Source organism: Neobacillus muris, from assembly GCF_943193175.1.
GTDB lineage: Bacteria > Bacillota > Bacilli > Bacillales > Cytobacillaceae > Neobacillus > Neobacillus muris.
Genome location: NZ_CALPDF010000057.1, coordinates 1 through 16,126, shown reverse-complemented (window position 1 = coordinate 16,126; position 16,126 = coordinate 1). Strand labels below are relative to the sequence as shown.

Here is a 16,126-nt window from a genome sequence, read left to right as displayed (position 1 = left end):
TCAGGCTTACAGTCTTGTTTTGATAGCTTTTGTCAGGTGGCAGGAAAATCCACTATAGGGTGGTGAATAACTAATGAGAGATATTCCGAGATAAATAGAAAGGAATGATTTTTTTGAAATCCTATACACTTAAAGAGGCAGCCAAAAAAATAAATGTGACTCCTGGGACAATCCGCCAATGGGAAAAGGATTTACCAGGCGTCCTTGAAATTCCACGTTCCAAACAAGGTGCAAGGATTTATACTGTCACAGAAATGGATCAACTAAAAGAAATTAAAGAACTATATGCCCAAAAATTATCAAAGGAGCAAATCAGGCAAACCCTTAATGGCAGCCTGGCGGCCGAAAATACAAAAGGTGCAGAGGAAGAGGAGATGCCGTTCGAGAATCACCTCCCTCCAGCTGAAATCGATCTGGAAGTGATTCCTGAACAAGAGCCCGCAGCATTGAATCTCTCTTCTCCCAACACCAGCATGTTTTTCGAAGCTATGGATACCTATTCCAAAAGTTTCTTAAACGAGGTAAAGGAGGAGATCCGAGCTACAGTCCGAAAAGAAATCATTGATGAGGTAAAAAAGGAAATATCCAAAGGGACACTGCTTACCGTCAAAAAGATATCGGATTCTGTATACAAATCAACCGCCAATACAAAAGCGGAAATTCAGGAGCTTTCCAGTAACATCAATAAAGCCTCCGAAGTAACAGCCGATAAAATCCAATACCTATCAAAGAGCATCCAAAATGTTTCGATTGAGACCTATGAAGAAATCTCCAACCTATCTAAACAGATTGAAGACACTACAGAGGAAATTTCAAAGTATCTCGACCATACCAATCATGAAATTTACCAATTAACTGAAACAATAGCACAGGATCGAGACTACTTTATGGAAGACCGGGAGCAATATCGCAGGGATATCAAGCAGAGGGAAGCAGCCTTTCAACAAATGCTTACCAACTTTCGTGAGGTTGCAGCGTCTAGAGAAAAGAAATGGTGGAAATTCTGGGCATAATTTAATTTTTAATTTTTCTCGTCACTCGTGTTTTGGGCCATTTAAAAAAGTGGAGGGTTGCTCATGAATACAGGTGAAGCGGCAAAACTATTAGGTGTTTCTCCGAGTACGATTCAACGCTGGATTAAGCAGCTGGATTTGCCTATGGAACGAAATGAACGGGGGCATTATTATTTTAACGAAGAAGATCTTGATCTATTAAAAAAAATCCGTGACCAGCTGCAAAATGGGGTATTGCTGCATGAAATGAATCCCCCAAAAGAAAAGAAAACTACCAGAAGAGGTACGATTAAAACAGCCGAAACAGATGAAGCATTTGGAGAGCTGACTGCAAAAGTAAAAGCACTGGAAGCAGATTTACACGGGAAGGCTGATTCAGTTGTATCCTATCAGCTCCTGCAGCACCGTCGTGAATTAGAGGAATTGCAAAGCCATGTGTCTGAATTAAGCCAGCAAATCAAACAGCTTCAGCTGGAACTAGCTGAAATAAAGGATGGTTCACAAAAAGAAAAACCCCTCGTGTTAAACAACGGAAAGGTGAACCGGAAGAAGAAAAATTTTGTCAGTTCTTTATTTGGATTATAGCTTAGAAAAAATCAGCTGGACATTTAAATGTCCAGCTATTTTTTATTTGCTATATTCAGCTGCCCCCGCTTCCAAGCGGCAGTTTAGGTTCCACTAATGGTTTTGTATACTTTTTAACTAAATAACTCCCCAAAATCGTACAGACTACAAAGGAGAAGATGATCGGAATCCAGTAATTCTCTGAAACGACATTTAAACTTTCTTTCGGCAGGATCGTCTGAACCGGTTTAATGATAAAGCCATGGAATAAATAGACATAAAGCGTTCTCTCGCCAATCTTAGTCAGCTTTAGCTTTGATGATGGGATTAAGGTTAAGAAGCCATACGTTACAATAAGCGTAGCTGCATACTGGCTGGCCCGCAGCACGCCATCGAACAGCTGCTCCCCGCCCATTCCGGCATAGGATGTATCACCTAATAGCCAAGGTACGGCAGTTTCAGGAATGCCGATGGCAAAACAAATGACAGTTGCTAAAATAATCACGATACCAATCGGAAGTGAATACCTGTTCCTGACTAACCGTTGTAATTGGTTTCCTTTTAGCAAATAGCCGATAAAGAAATAAGGAAAGAATACGAACGTTCTTGAAAGGCTCATAAAGCTCCCAATGTCATCAATATAGCCAACGGCAATCCCTATTCCTGCCGAAACAAAAAAGCCGGCCCACCCCATCTTTGAGAATAAATAAAGAAATACGTTCCAAAAGAACATGCTCAACAAAAACCACAAGGACCAATGCGGCTCCAGAATATCAAAATGAATGGTCGATTCCTTGCCAATGGCGTAATAAAAAACGGAATAAATAACCTGAAAAATAAAGTAAGGAACTAGAATTTTCTTGAATGTCTTGACTAGATATCCTTTCTTTTTGAAATTCTTGGCAAAATAGCCAGAAATCATGATAAACGCCGGCATATGAAATAAATAAATGAACGTATACAAAGTGTATAACACTTTATTGTATTCCTTTAACGGGCTAATGACATGTCCAAATACGACAAGGAATATTAAAATAAATTTAGCATTATCAAAGTATTCACTTCTTTTAGAAGCAGCAGCCATTCTATCCCCCCTGACTTTTTATTCCATCAAAAGGTATAGTAATATTGTAATCTTATTATGTTTTGTGTTTGTTAACTCATTCGAAAGTAATTATTAGAAAGATAACTAGCCTGATTATAATACCTTTTCTATAGTTTACAATATCAATATTACAGGAAGATGTTGATAGAGTTACTTTTAGTATCAACTCATTTACATTTTCACAATAATAATAAAATATTCCTACGATTAATTTCCTATTCTTTCTGCCTTTGACCTTTTGATTATAAGCTGGCGCATACGAATTCCATTTTATGAAACTGCCTGGCAAATTTCAATGGAAATAAAAAGCCAGCAAAAGCATAGAGCTTTCGCCTATGCTTTTGCTGGAACCAACAGATCCACCAATCGGGAACTTAGAATTTCGGTGTAATTTTCTTTTAATTCGGCAATGGAAATCCCTAGCAGTTCCGCTGCCTTTGGCAAAAAATCATTATCATATCTAAGCCAAGAGGCGTAGTTTCTTTTTATAAAAAGTTCTGCTTCAACAAAGGAGGAGAAGGCTGTCTCCATTTTTGCCCCATTATGAAATATTTCATAACAGCCATCGCCACTTGGAATGATGAATGAAACTTCATCCGCATGATTAATATAACATGATCCAACATTGGAATCTTTAACGTTAAATTCATTCCGGTCAGCGTCCGGTTTCAGCGGCAGCACGTCAAAAACATTGACAACAAAAATACGAAACGCTTCCTTCGTCAACTCGGCCCCAGAAGCCTTAGGATGGCCCCCGCCGCCATATTCCTTGGCAAATTGGGCAACATTCACTTCATCATGAATGGTTCGAAACCCCATTTTTTTCGTTCCCATATTTAGCAGAGCAATCATGTCCAGGTGCGGATTTAAATTATTTAAAGCATTCCCTAATTCCGAAAGATGCTGCTCAGCATGGACAATCCCGACACAATAGCCGCCGACAAAAGTTTGAACCAGCTGCCTGCTCTTGGATTGGATATAGCGATTAATTTTATTCTCTTCAATATCAAGGATCATCGTTTCAGTGTCCGTAAAAGAAAATGTATCATGATCCCCGGACAGCCGTTTAATCATTTCTTCCTCAAAATGTTCCCTATTTAATATGTAAAATAAGTCATTTAATCGTTTGGCTGCTATGTTTTGATTCGCATCCCATTCCCATGTATCATATTGGCGGACTAAATCAATAAAATCTTCAAGTGCCTTATTTCTTTCCATTTTGTTATGTTTGATTAAATAATCGTAAAATAGCGAAGTGGCACATGTTTTTTTCCCCGACTCGTATTCTGCCACAACACTTCCCCAAGGATATTTATTAAAGTGCATCGCCGTTACATGATGGTCAATGACCTGTACATGTTTTCCTTCCCGGAACCGGTTTACCAATTTCTTTTCTACCTGCTCATTAACGGCTAAATCCGTTATAAAAAGCTCCTCCTTGTCATTGTCCGGATTCCCTATAAACGCCTCTACTCTCTGATTTAAATTGCGATAAGAACAATAATACACTCTAGCCTGGTCTCCGAAAGCAAGCTTGGCAATAACCCCACAGCCAAGCCCATCTAAATCGATATCTGTAAATAGTTTTACCATAGTTTACCACCATTCAATATTTTTCCATGAAATTTAGTGTATTGCCGATTAACGAATCTTATACCCATTTTACGGGATTCATAAATTATATTACTTTAGTGAAATCAAGTAAAGGTACGGATGACGAGCACCCGCCAGCATGTACTCACTTAATTTGTTTCCAAGTACGTTAGGCTTAAGCCCGGTAATATCCTCTCTTTAATCCAAACCAACTAAACCACAGCGCCTGAGCAAAAAAGAATCCACCCCAAACGGGAGCTGGCAATAGGATGGTTAGACGTGCCAAATTGGCAGCATCGCCTGCAGTCTGGGGGGAAGCGATACTAAGATAAAGGATCTCGTAGGCACTTTTCAGTGAATCAACTAATAAAATAGAGGCAATCATCAATAATAAGTGATCCCGAAACCCTGGGGTTCCTTTGATCAGTAAATATAAAAAACAGGCGGCAAAGGACAAAAGCCAGAATACCCCATAAGGATTGCGTACCCAAAAAATCAGATTTAACGCAATAAACGCCAGCAAGATATCAATTAAAAGGTTTTGTTTTTTCTTCCTGATCAACAAAAACGATAAAAAAGCCATAAACGATGAAAAGATATACCCCGCAAGACTAGTAATAAAGCGGCCAATCCAGGTTGATTGGCGGCTGTAGGTCGCTCCTTCTGAGTTCATAAACAACGAGATTTTTTCAACATCTCCACTCAATAGTGCCACCAAAGCATGGCCAGATTCATGAAAAAGAGTATTGATGACTCGAATATAATTCCCTATTAATGGCGCATGAATCAGGATAAAAGCAACCGTAAGGAAAACGAAAAACTTCGCGCTTAATTTTTCCCTAACAAAGCCCATTTTGCTCCCCCATCTCCGATCAATTTTCTTTTTGTCTTTATTTTATCACTCCCTTTATGAAGAGGAACAATTTTAAACTTTAAGGCTGTTCAAGTCTTAAAAGATCCATTTCATGCCTGGGAGGTCGACAAACCAACAACTTATATGTTATCATAAAGTTGTTTATTGCCAAACAAAGGAGGAAACGATTTGATACAATTTAAAAACATCGTTAAAAAATACAAAACCAAAACAGTCATCCAGCGGTTTTCATTGGATATTGACTCCGGACAGCTCGTTGTATTCATAGGGCCGAGCGGTTGTGGGAAAACCACGTTGCTTAAAATGATCAACCAGCTGATCCAGCCAACCTCAGGGCAAATCCTCGTAAACGGAACAGATATTTCAACAATGAACCCAATTGAGCTTCGAAGAAATATTGGTTATGTCATTCAAAATACAGGCTTATTTCCACATATGACCATAAAAGAGAATCTTGAGTTAATACCGAAGCTAAAGGGAGAGGGTCCCGCAGAAATTGAGAAAAAAACCTTTGAATTACTGGAGATAGTCGGTTTGGACCCTAAGGAATTTTTGGACCGGTATCCAAAGGAATTAAGCGGCGGCCAGCAGCAAAGAGTCGGAGTGGCACGAGCCTTTTCCACTAATTCCGACATTATTTTAATGGATGAACCCTTTAGTGCATTAGACCCTGTTACCCGCACTTCCCTTCAAGATGAACTCTACCAAATGCAAAGAGAATTGAACAAAACCATCGTATTTGTTACCCATGATATGGACGAAGCTATTAAAATAGCAGATAAGATTTGCATATTAAAAGATGGTGACATTGTTCAATATGACACACCTGAAAATATCCTTAAAAACCCCGCCAATGATTTCGTTTCCGATTTTATTGGAAAAAGAAGAGTGTGGAACAATCCTGAATTATTGCTAGCCGAAGATATCATGATTTCCAATCCTGTCAAAATCCACGCAAACCGCAATATCTTGCAGGCAATTGAAATTATGAAGGATAACAAGGTTGACAGCTTAATGGTTACAGACAAAACCAATCGGTTAATTGGCATGGTTACATTAAAAAGCATCCAATTATTCAACCGGAATGCTTCCATCGAAGAAGTCATGGAGCGGAATGTCCTGTCAGTATCCAATGAGACCAATTTGCTGTCGGTGTTAGCGATCATGAATGAGCACAAAATTGGCTACGTTCCAGTGGTCAATAGCATGAATCAATTGGCAGGTCTCATAACACGAAGCAGCATTTTATCTGCTTTAAGCAGCCAGTTAATTGAAATGGAGGTGGCATTTTAATGGGTGCCATATGGAATTATGTTACTTCAAATTATAATCAAATTCTGGATTTATTAGGCCAGCACGTCTATCTAAGTGTCCTTTCTGTGTTTATTGCCGTTATCATTGGAGTTCCTCTTGGCATATTAATTTCCAGAGAACCTAAACTGTCAAAGCCGATTATAGGTACCGCTAATGTGATTCAGGCCATACCAAGCTTAGCATTGCTCGGATTTTTAATTCCGTTTATTGGGATTGGCAGCTCACCAGCCATCGTTATGGTCGTCCTATATTCCCTGCTTCCAATCGTGAAAAATACGTACACCGGTTTAACTAATATCGACCGGGATATTCTGGAAGCCGCCAAAGGCATCGGCTTAACCAAAAGTCAGACAATGAGAAAGGTTCAACTGCCGCTTGCATTTCCGATGATTATGGCGGGTATCAGAATTTCAGCTGTTACAGCTGTTGGTTTAATGACAATCGCTGCCTTTGTTGGGGCAGGCGGACTAGGCTATCTTGTATTCTCCGGAGTTCAAACCGTAGACAACGCCATGATCTTAGCTGGCGCAATCCCAGCCTGCATTCTGGCTTTGCTGATTGACTTTGTTGTTGGAAAATTGGAAGCCTCCCTGTCATACGAACAAAAACAAAAATCATCTAAGAAAATGGGGAAAACAGCTAAAAAAGTTGTCATTTCTCTAGCCAGTATCATTCTGATCTTTGCTGGGGGGTTTACTATTTATACGAAGGCCAAAATGGATGATTCGATTGTAATCGGATCGAAAAACTTTACCGAACAGCTTATTCTTGGAAATATGCTTGCCGATTTAATAGAAAATAAAACTGATATAAACGTAGAAAGAAAATTAAATCTCGGTGGTTCACAAGTTACCTTTGGCGCCTTAAAAAGCGGGGACATTGATGTATATGTTGAATACACTGGGACAGGTTTAGTGAATATTTTAAATCACCCTCCCCAGAATGACCCTGAACAGGTTTATAACCAAGTCCAAAAGGAATTCAACCAAAAATATGGAATTGAATTGTTAAAACCGCTTGGGTTCAATAATACCTACGCACTTGCCATCCGCCAAGACACCGCCAATCAATTTGGGTTAAATACGATTTCTGACCTGGCGAAAGTAAGCAGAGACTTAATTATTGGTCCAACCATCGAATTTCCAAACCGTGAGGATGGATTAATTGGTCTTACCAAGAACTATCAGATGGAGTTTAAAGACGTAAAAGCGGTTGACGGAGGATTGCGTTATACGGCCCTGAACAATCATAAAAGCGATGTTATTGACGCTTTTTCTACAGATGGTTTAATTGAGGCGTTTAAATTAAAAGTCTTAGAGGATGATAAAAACTTCTTCCCTCCTTATTATGCAGTGCCGATTATTAAAGAGGAAACAATGAAGGAACATCCAGAACTCAAAAAAGTTCTCAACAGCCTTGCCGGCAAGCTGTCCGATGAAAAGATGCGGGAACTGAACTATAAGGTTGACAGTCTCAAGCAATCACCAGCTAAAGTGGCAAACGAATTCCTGAAGCAAGAAGGATTAATTCAATAAGTATTCAAAGAAGCTGGCATGCGAAATGCCAGCTTTTTCATTATTCCTGAAGGAAATGGACCACTCTGTCATATGCTTTTTCATCACCAATAACGAGAAATACATCCCCTTCAAGAATTAATACATAGGGACCGGGTGATATAATTAATTCTCCATTTCTTTTAATGCCAATCACCGTTCCGCCGGTATTCTGCCAAAATTTCACTTCTGAAACAGTCTTGCCGATATGGACACAACCGGGATGAATTTCCACCTCAATAGGCGCCAAAGGATTCGTATGGCGAAGTTTCCCTGAATAGTCCATGATTTTCCTTAGCGCATCCAATAACTGTTCATCCAAATTATTTCTTTCACCCATGATGGCATGAACTTGTTTTTCCAAGTCCTTGATGCTTGCCAAATTGGAGAAACGAGAAATATATTTAAAGGCATTTTCCTTTGAGGCGATGATAATGCCGCTGCCTTTAGATGACTGGACAATTTCTACATCTTCCAGTATCTTTATAGCCCGCCTAATTGTCTCAGGCGAAACCTTGTACTCACTCGCCAATGTTGATCGGCCATGAATTTTATCCCCTACTCTAAATTCCCCGTCGTTAATGCGATTTGCGATATCAATAGCGATCCGCTCATATGTAGGTATTTGTGCCCTTTGCATAAAAACCCCCAAAACAATTTAATCATATTATCTAAATTTCATCTTTTATTCCACTATACCTGTTTATCGTTATGTTTGCGAGTTCAAACTTCTTAACCGTTAGTTTTTCATATTTAAGGACATAATAGTACAAATCAGTGATACATAAGGGAGCAAGAACGGTGAATGGCGTGGTTAATGGGGGGTAAAAAAATGAAACGAAAGATCATCATTTTTTTTAGTGTTGTTTTTATCCTTTTTATGGCTGGTTTATTTGTGTTTTATCTGGTAAAACATGATTCCTCAAGATGGCAGGTCGCACTGGGCGGCATATTTGCCAGTGCTTTGCCGTTACTTTTATTAAAGGGACCAGATAATCCGTTTAATGTTCCTGCTATTATCAGTTATTATTTATTTCTAATCTGCTCGCTATTCTTAGGCTCTATCTCATCCTTTTATCTCCATTACAAGTGGTGGGATTCAACTCTGCATTTTTTTAAGGCGCTTTATGTAGGCGCAATTGGCATTACGCTGTATAAGCTTTTTATTCCAGCCCATGTCAGGAACGATGTATCTAAATGGATTATTTTTCTTTTTGTCCTGTCACTTGGGGTCCTTTCAAGTGTCCTTTGGGAAATCTACGAGTTTTTAGGGGATATGACTTTTACCCATACGATGCAAAGAGGAGGAAATAAGGATACGATGTATGACCTCCTGTGCGGATTAGGCGGAAGTCTTATGATAGCCATCTATTCTTTGATTCGAAAACCAAAAGTATAGGGAAGGTAACAGACATGAGAAATAAACTTGTTATAGTTCTAAGCGGATTATACGTCCTTTTTATGGCGTGTTTAGCTTTTTACTATTATAGCCATCAGGAGTCCTTTAAAGCATCCGTTGCCATCGGGGGAATTGTTTGCGGTGCCATTCCGTTAGGATTAGCAGCTTTTACAAGGCTCCAGTTTAATTTACCGATTGTCATGTTTTATTTAATTTTCTTGGTTGGCTCCCAATATTTAGGGTCGATCCTCGGCTGGTATGGGTTGGGCTGGTGGGATACGTTTCTCCATGCCATCAGTGGAATGATTCTTGCCTTCACCGGTATAGCCTTATACGAAAGGTTCGCACACCGGAATGCAGGAGATGAAATATCAGCATGGTTTGTTTTTTTATTTGCACTGGGAATATCCGTACTTGGGGGAGTGCTATGGGAGGCATATGAGTTTAGCAGTGACCAATTCTTTGGCATGACCCTGCAAGGCGGTGGCAATAAAGATACGATGATTGACTTAATTTCCGATACTGGAGGCGGCCTATTGGTTTCTTTAGGGGCTGGGATCAGAACAAAATTCAAACTCCATAGAAAACACGGAAACAGCTGACCCGCTGTATAGGGCTGAACCACAAGATTGATAACAATCCTTCCTTGTGAGGCAGCATCTCTTGCGGATCAGCCATTTTTACCATATTCTATACAGTCACTGGTGCAAAAAATTCATCATATAATGCATGGACTGCCCGTTTTTCATCTACTTCCTTGACACCGAACATCATGCTGACTTCCGACGACCCTTGGTTAATCATTTCAATATTTACTTGGGCATTAGCCAAGGCTTTTGAAGCTCTTGACATGGTTCCCACATTTCGCCGCATGCCTTCTCCTACCACCATAATGAGCGCCAGGCTATGCTCAAATTTTACTTCATCTGCATGCAGTTCCGTCATGATTCGCTCCTTGATCTGTTCTTCAGTGGCATCTTCTAACTGGCTTTCCCGCAAAATCACCGAAATGTCATCAATTCCGGATGGAGTATGTTCATAGCTGAGCCCAAAGTCTTCTAAAATCGCTAGCAGCCTTCGGCCAAAGCCAATTTCCCGATTCATTAAATATTTGCTCACATAAATGCTGCAGAAACCCTCATCACTGGCTATCCCGATAACTGGACCATTGGTATTGTCCCGCTCAGCGACAATTCTCGTTCCGGGCGCACTTGGGTTATTCGTATTTTTTACATGTACGGGTATCCCTGCCCTAAATGCCGGAACAAGCGCCTCATCATGGAGGACACTGAAACCTGCATATGACAGCTCCCGCATTTCCCGATATGTCAGCTCTTTGATTTCTTTTGGTTTCTCCACAATAAACGGATTAACCGAGTAAACGGCATCTACATCAGTGAAATTCTCGTACAAGTCCGCCTTCACTGCATTCGCTAATATTGATCCGGTTATATCAGATCCACTTCGGGAAAAGGTGTATACGTCCCCATCTTTGCTATATCCAAAAAATCCTGGAAAGATACTGATTCCTGGATAGGATCGAAGCGCCTGTAATTGTTCATAGGCTTCAGGAAGCGCTTGGGCATTCCCTGGTTCAGCACTGACAATCAGGCCAGCTGACCCAGGGTCAACATAATGGGCCTCCACACCTTGCTTTTGAAAATAGGCCGCTACCAGCTTGGCATTATTATCTTCCCCGCTTGCTTTGATTCTGTCCATAAACCGGTCTGGCTTGCTCTTGTCACCTTCGAGCCGCTCCATTAAATCTTCACAAATTTCCTTGATGATATCACAGCCCAGCCCTAATTCCTCTGCAATGCCCGAATACCGCTCTAATACTTTGCCGGCGAGTTCTTGATAATCATGATGCATCAAACTAGCTTGACCGCATTCTATTAATAAATCCGTTACTTTTGTGTCCTCCGGATATCTTTTACCAGGAGCAGAAACGACTACAATTTTCCGCTCTGGGTCAGAAGTGACAATTTCAAAAACTTTGTTTATCTGTCCGCCAGACGCTAAGGACGATCCACCAAACTTTACGACCTTCATCCCTACAACTCCCTATCCATTCAAAATATAACCCTTATTTTAGTACATATTAAAAATTATTCAAGTGTTTTTTCTTTTCGTCACAAACAATTGTCTTTTTAGGGAGGACGTCGATGATTTCTAATGAATCACCTCAATAAAGTGAGCCAAAATTCTGGCCGTTAGACCCCATATCACTTTATCTTCATAACGGTAAAAATATTCCTCCATCTCCCTCGTTCTCCAATTGTAATTTTCACCGCCGATAATTAAGTCAAAAGGAAAGTTCTTCTCAGGTTCCACTTTAAATCGAACATGATGAATTTCAGGCTCACGATGGAAAAAAAAAGCTAATGGAACCGTAAAGATTTCTTCTACCTCAGAAGGGTTTGGCTGGATTTTGTCCGAATTTAGGATCATCCCAGCAAATGGATACACGATCATCCCGAAAGGTGTCACCATAAAGTCTAATGGGAATACCTCAGAGATATCGGCTTTTTGTATCCTTAATTCTTCGGTTGTTTCACGGACAGCCGCTGTTTTCTCATCAGGATCCAAGGAATCCATTCTTCCTCCAGGGAAGCAAATCTCACCAGGCTGCCTTCTTAGATTAAGAGAACGTTTCTCAAATAATACATGAATTCCATCTTCCTTTTGAATAAGCGGAATTAATACCGCGTATTTGGAATATTTGCTGCTTCCTAATATAGAAGGGAGATGATTTTTTAACTTGTATATAATCATATCCAGATCCATTTCTTCACCCCGCTTAACATGATCCTTAAATATAGGATAACACTTTATGGATAATAGTCACCAAAAATAAAACAATCCAACCAGCGTGCAGTTGGATTGTCATGGATAGCTGCTTTCACTAAGCGAGGATTGCCCGGTCACTAGCCATTTGAGTTCCTCGAATACGTTTAAATTCTGCCAGCAGTCCTTCAATGGACAACTGCTTCTTTTGCTCTTCATTCACTTCCAAGATAATTTGTCCTTTATCCATCATAATCAACCGGTTGCCTAAATCGATCGCCTGCTGCATATTGTGAGTGACCATTAGGGTGGTCAGCTGGTATTTCGCCACAATTTCCTTTGTCAAATTTGTAATCAGTTCCGCTCTTGAAGGGTCAAGTGCGGCTGTATGCTCATCCAGAAGCAAAATAGATGGTTCTGTAAAGGTCGCCATCAATAATGATAACGCTTGCCGTTCCCCTCCTGACAAAAGGCCAACTTTTGCATTGAGGCGATTCTCAAGTCCCAGATGAAGGGTTTCAAGCACCTCACGGAAGTACTCTTTCCGTTTCTTAGTCACGCCTCGGCGAAGTGTTCGCGTTTTATTTCGAGCATAGGCCATGGCCAGGTTTTCTTCTATCGTCATGCTCGGAGCCGTTCCTGCCATCGGATCCTGAAAAACACGGCCAATCATTTTTGATCGTTTGAATTCCGACATACTCGTTACATCTTTACCGGCAATTTGAACTTCCCCGACATCCGGTACTAACACACCGGAAATGATATTCATCAAGGTCGATTTCCCTGCTCCATTACTGCCTATAACAGTGACAAAATCACCGGGCTTCAGCGTAAGATTCACCTGATCAATTGCGATTTTTTCATCAGGGGTTCCCTCATTAAAGATCTTATGAATTTGATTTAAGTGCAGCATGGTTTTCCCCCTTGGTTTGGGCAGTTGCCTGAATCATGTTCATTCTTTTTTGAGTTTTGCGCCTTCTCTCTTTTGAACCTTCGATTATCTTAGGTGTTGTTAAGGCAATTATGACAATTATCGCCGTAATCAACTTCATATCCCCTGGATCTAAAAATTCAACTCGCAGTGCCAGGGTGACCACGATCCGGTAGATTATTGATCCTCCAATTACAGCAAGAGTTGTCCGTGCAATCGTTTTGGTTCCAAACAGAGCTTCACCGATAATGACTGAAGCCAGCCCGATGACGATCATGCCAATCCCCATTCCGACATCAGCAAAGCCGCCTTGTTGGGCAATAAGGGCACCCGAAAAGGCCACAAGTGCATTAGATAAACCTAGTCCGAGTACCACAAGGATATTGGTGTTAGCTGACAGACTTCGAATCATCCGTTTGTTATCACCTGTAGCTCTGATGGCTAAACCAATCTCCGTTTGCAGGAACCAGTCTGTAATAAATTTAATCATCAAAGTAACAATAATCATTACGATTAAGATTCCCCAAGTTTCTGGAAGGCTGTCTGAAAGGCCTACCATTGACAGGAACCCGTTAAAGAATGAATCAATGCCTGTTTCCTCAAAAACACTTCTGATTTTTGTAAAGGCTGTATCCGTATTTAATAAAGGGATATTGGATCGTCCCATGATTCGCAGATTGATCGAATAAAGCGCAATCATCATCAGGATTCCGGAAAGCAAATTATTGATTTTTCCAAATGTATGAAGCAGTCCCGTCATACAACCTGCTGCGAAACCGGCAAACAACGCCAAGATCGTTGCCAAGAATGGATTCGCACCGTTAGCGATCATCACGGCTGTAACAGCAGCTCCTGTTACAAAGCTTCCATCCACCGTAAGGTCTGGGAAATCCAGAATACGAAAGGAAAGATAGACGCCAAGCGCCATAATCGCATAGATGATTCCTGCTTCAAACGATCCAAATATGGCTGTAAACATTGAGATCATCCTCTCTTTAGGACCTCTTTCAAAACAAGTCCTATTTGACTTAAAAGAATCAAGGTGTCATCCCTAAGCGGCCTTCTCCTTGTTATATTTACTTATTCATTTCCATCATAAAATTCGCCAAGATTTTTCCATTCGTCCTTCACTTTCAGTCCCTGTGCTTCCGCAGCTTTTGTATTGATGACCAGTTTTAAGCTGTTCGGCAGTTCAACTGGGATTTCTGAAGGTTTCTTATTGCCGCTTAAAATATCTGCAGCCATTACTCCAGACTGGTAACCAAGATCATAGTAGCTAAAGCCGCTGGCTGCAACCGCACCTTTTTTCATAGAATCCAGTTCACCGACGAATAGCGGTATTTTTTTCGAATTCGCAACGTCAATAACGGTATCAAGTGCGGTAACAACGGTATTGTCTGTCGGAACATAGATGGCATCCACCCGTCCCACTAATGATTCAGCAGCCTGCTTAACCTCCGCTGTGGTCGATACGGATACTTCTACGATTTTAGCGCCTTTTTCTTCAGCTATTTTCTTGACTTCTTTTACTTGTACCTCTGAATTCTGCTCCCCAGAATTGTAGATAACACCAATGCTTTTGGCTCTCACTTCATCTGTAATAAAGCTAATGGTCTTTTTCGTTGCCTCCGGATGGTTATCCGTTGTTCCGGTTATATTTTTGCCTGGCTTATCAAACGATTCGACCAGTTCCGCTCCGACTGGATCGGTTACCGATGTAAAAACAATCGGAATATCTTTCGTTGCATTTAAGGCAGCTGTAGCACTAGGGGTAGCGTTTGCAAAAATCAAGTCCACTTTATCACCAACAAAATTGTTTGCAATCGTTGCGGTATTGTTCATGTCTGCCTGGGCGTTTTGTTCGTCGTATTTCACCTTAAGCCCTTTATCTTCCAATGCTTTCTTAAATCCTTCAGTTGCAGCATCAAGTGATGGATGCGGAGCGTATTGGGAAATTCCTACCGTAAATTCCGCCTGTTCTGCTCCCCCCTCCTTTTGGCCGCTGGATGTCTCGCTCTGGCCGCACCCAGACAAAAGCAGCAATCCTGCTAATGCCAACGAGAGTGCCGTTCCCCCTCTTTTCATAAAACAAATCCTCCTTATTTACTCCCTAGTTTGATTTTTTAAAATATTTATTATTTTAAAAATTATTCTAGTATTTTTCTGGTGCAAAAGCAATAGATATCCCAAAATTAATTTTTCGCTTTAAAGCAGCATAACATCATAACGGATTTTCTTCTCGCAAAAAAGAGGCTGTCCAAAAAGAAAAGAGCCCGACACCACCCCGCCATTTATAGAAGGTATTTTGAAAAAACCATTCTATATATTAGTCCAGGCGTGAAATCAGACCCCTTAATGGACAGCCCCATCACAAATGTTTTTATTCAAATTTGGAGGAATTACCTTCAGTATTTTACCAATCCTTTGTCCATTCCAGTAATTTATCAATTTCGACCTGTTTCAATTTATAATTGTTATTCTCAGATGGCAGATTTGAAGTAGCCTCAAGTAATTTGTCGATATCAATGATCACTTTCCCCATATTTATCCAACCTCCCGAGTATTTTTTGGCTGTTTTGTACTAAATTATTCGTCGTTGAATGGGGTACTATGGGGGTAGACTGTAAAAAATCTTCAGTAAAAATCGACTAGCCTAGCTTGGTCACCTGCTTCTGGAACTTGAAATTATTCCAAGATAAAATCAAACCCTCATGATCCTTGTAATAAGGGTTCCCAGAATCAAAAAAAAAGAGAAGAATTTAATCTTCTCAGATTGTCGAGAAAGGGTATTTTTCTCGGCAATTTTTTATTATCACAGAATCTAAATACCAAATTTATTGAATGTCCATGCAAATGGGCCTGTTGATTTCCGTTCCGGGCACTCGCTTTCCGCGGGGAGCTCCTGGAGCCTCCTCAGCGCTTTGGCGCCTGCGGGGTCTCCAGTGACCTCTACTTCCCGCAGGAGTCGAGTGCCCTCCACTCCAATCAACAGG

At 40.6% G+C, this 16,126-nt stretch carries 16 protein-coding genes; 6 read left to right on the top strand and 10 right to left on the bottom strand.

Annotated features, from left to right (window positions below; genetic code table 11):
* Window positions 1-104: 104 nt before the first annotated feature.
* Together NFS43_RS22530 and NFS43_RS22525 are read left to right on the top strand one after the other, a co-directional pair.
* Entirely contained in the window at window positions 105-1,013 is a 909-nt protein-coding gene (locus tag NFS43_RS22530; RefSeq protein ID WP_251555163.1) for a MerR family transcriptional regulator, read from the top strand.
* A gap of 63 nt (window positions 1,014-1,076) precedes the next feature.
* Window positions 1,077-1,598: a MerR family transcriptional regulator gene (locus tag NFS43_RS22525; RefSeq protein WP_251555162.1), complete on the top strand. Its 522-nt coding sequence runs from the start codon at window positions 1,077-1,079 to the stop codon at window positions 1,596-1,598.
* Window positions 1,599-1,653: 55 nt separating this feature from the next.
* Here NFS43_RS22525 and NFS43_RS22520 read toward each other — a convergent pair whose 3' ends face one another.
* The 3 genes from NFS43_RS22520 to NFS43_RS22510 form a co-directional block, all read right to left on the bottom strand.
* Window positions 1,654-2,661: an acyltransferase family protein gene (locus NFS43_RS22520; RefSeq protein WP_251555161.1), complete on the bottom strand. Its 1,008-nt coding sequence runs from the start codon at window positions 2,659-2,661 to the stop codon at window positions 1,654-1,656.
* A gap of 354 nt (window positions 2,662-3,015) precedes the next feature.
* Window positions 3,016-4,275, bottom strand: coding sequence for a DHH family phosphoesterase (locus NFS43_RS22515; protein ID WP_251555160.1), 1,260 nt, complete (start codon window positions 4,273-4,275; stop codon window positions 3,016-3,018).
* 175 nt (window positions 4,276-4,450) lie between these two features.
* Window positions 4,451-5,128 (bottom strand): M50 family metallopeptidase, encoded by a 678-nt coding sequence (locus NFS43_RS22510; RefSeq protein WP_251555159.1) that lies wholly within the window; start codon window positions 5,126-5,128, stop codon window positions 4,451-4,453.
* 189 nt (window positions 5,129-5,317) lie between these two features.
* On the opposite strand from NFS43_RS22510, the gene NFS43_RS22505 reads away from it, so the two are divergent.
* A complete protein-coding gene (locus NFS43_RS22505; RefSeq protein ID WP_251555158.1) occupies window positions 5,318-6,442 on the top strand; it encodes an ABC transporter ATP-binding protein in 1,125 nt (374 codons plus the stop codon).
* Complete coding sequence (locus NFS43_RS22500) at window positions 6,442-7,998, top strand: ABC transporter permease/substrate-binding protein (RefSeq protein WP_251555157.1); 1,557 nt, start codon at window positions 6,442-6,444, stop codon at window positions 7,996-7,998. Before NFS43_RS22505 ends, NFS43_RS22500 begins: the two co-directional genes overlap by 1 nt.
* A gap of 40 nt (window positions 7,999-8,038) precedes the next feature.
* Here NFS43_RS22500 and NFS43_RS22495 read toward each other — a convergent pair whose 3' ends face one another.
* Window positions 8,039-8,656 carry a GntR family transcriptional regulator gene (locus NFS43_RS22495; protein ID WP_251555156.1) on the bottom strand — a complete coding sequence of 206 codons (618 nt, stop codon included), beginning with the start codon at window positions 8,654-8,656 and terminating at the stop codon, window positions 8,039-8,041.
* A 192-nt stretch (window positions 8,657-8,848) separates the two neighbouring features.
* On the opposite strand from NFS43_RS22495, the gene NFS43_RS22490 reads away from it, so the two are divergent.
* Together NFS43_RS22490 and NFS43_RS22485 are read left to right on the top strand one after the other, a co-directional pair.
* A complete protein-coding gene (locus NFS43_RS22490; protein WP_251555155.1) occupies window positions 8,849-9,415 on the top strand; it encodes a DUF2238 domain-containing protein in 567 nt (188 codons plus the stop codon).
* 14 nt (window positions 9,416-9,429) lie between these two features.
* On the top strand, window positions 9,430-10,017 hold the full coding sequence (locus tag NFS43_RS22485; protein WP_251555154.1) for a DUF2238 domain-containing protein: 588 nt from the start codon (window positions 9,430-9,432) through the stop codon (window positions 10,015-10,017).
* Between the two features lie 88 nt (window positions 10,018-10,105).
* Here NFS43_RS22485 and NFS43_RS22480 read toward each other — a convergent pair whose 3' ends face one another.
* The 6 genes from NFS43_RS22480 to NFS43_RS24485 form a co-directional block, all read right to left on the bottom strand.
* Window positions 10,106-11,467, bottom strand: a complete 1,362-nt coding sequence (locus tag NFS43_RS22480) for an aspartate kinase (RefSeq protein ID WP_251555153.1) — start codon at window positions 11,465-11,467, stop codon at window positions 10,106-10,108.
* Between the two features lie 120 nt (window positions 11,468-11,587).
* Window positions 11,588-12,202 carry an NUDIX hydrolase gene (locus NFS43_RS22475; RefSeq protein ID WP_251555152.1) on the bottom strand — a complete coding sequence of 205 codons (615 nt, stop codon included), beginning with the start codon at window positions 12,200-12,202 and terminating at the stop codon, window positions 11,588-11,590.
* 118 nt (window positions 12,203-12,320) lie between these two features.
* On the bottom strand, window positions 12,321-13,115 hold the full coding sequence (locus NFS43_RS22470) for an ABC transporter ATP-binding protein (protein ID WP_251555151.1): 795 nt from the start codon (window positions 13,113-13,115) through the stop codon (window positions 12,321-12,323).
* A complete protein-coding gene (locus tag NFS43_RS22465; protein WP_251555150.1) occupies window positions 13,090-14,112 on the bottom strand; it encodes an ABC transporter permease in 1,023 nt (340 codons plus the stop codon). Before NFS43_RS22465 ends, NFS43_RS22470 begins: the two co-directional genes overlap by 26 nt.
* Before the next feature lie 101 nt (window positions 14,113-14,213).
* The gene (locus tag NFS43_RS22460) at window positions 14,214-15,218 is read right to left on the bottom strand and encodes an ABC transporter substrate-binding protein (protein WP_251555149.1); all 1,005 of its coding nucleotides are present in this window, start codon (window positions 15,216-15,218) and stop codon (window positions 14,214-14,216) included.
* Between the two features lie 328 nt (window positions 15,219-15,546).
* A complete protein-coding gene (locus NFS43_RS24485) occupies window positions 15,547-15,675 on the bottom strand; it encodes a hypothetical protein (protein ID WP_277613999.1) in 129 nt (42 codons plus the stop codon).
* Window positions 15,676-16,126 lie beyond the last annotated feature (451 nt).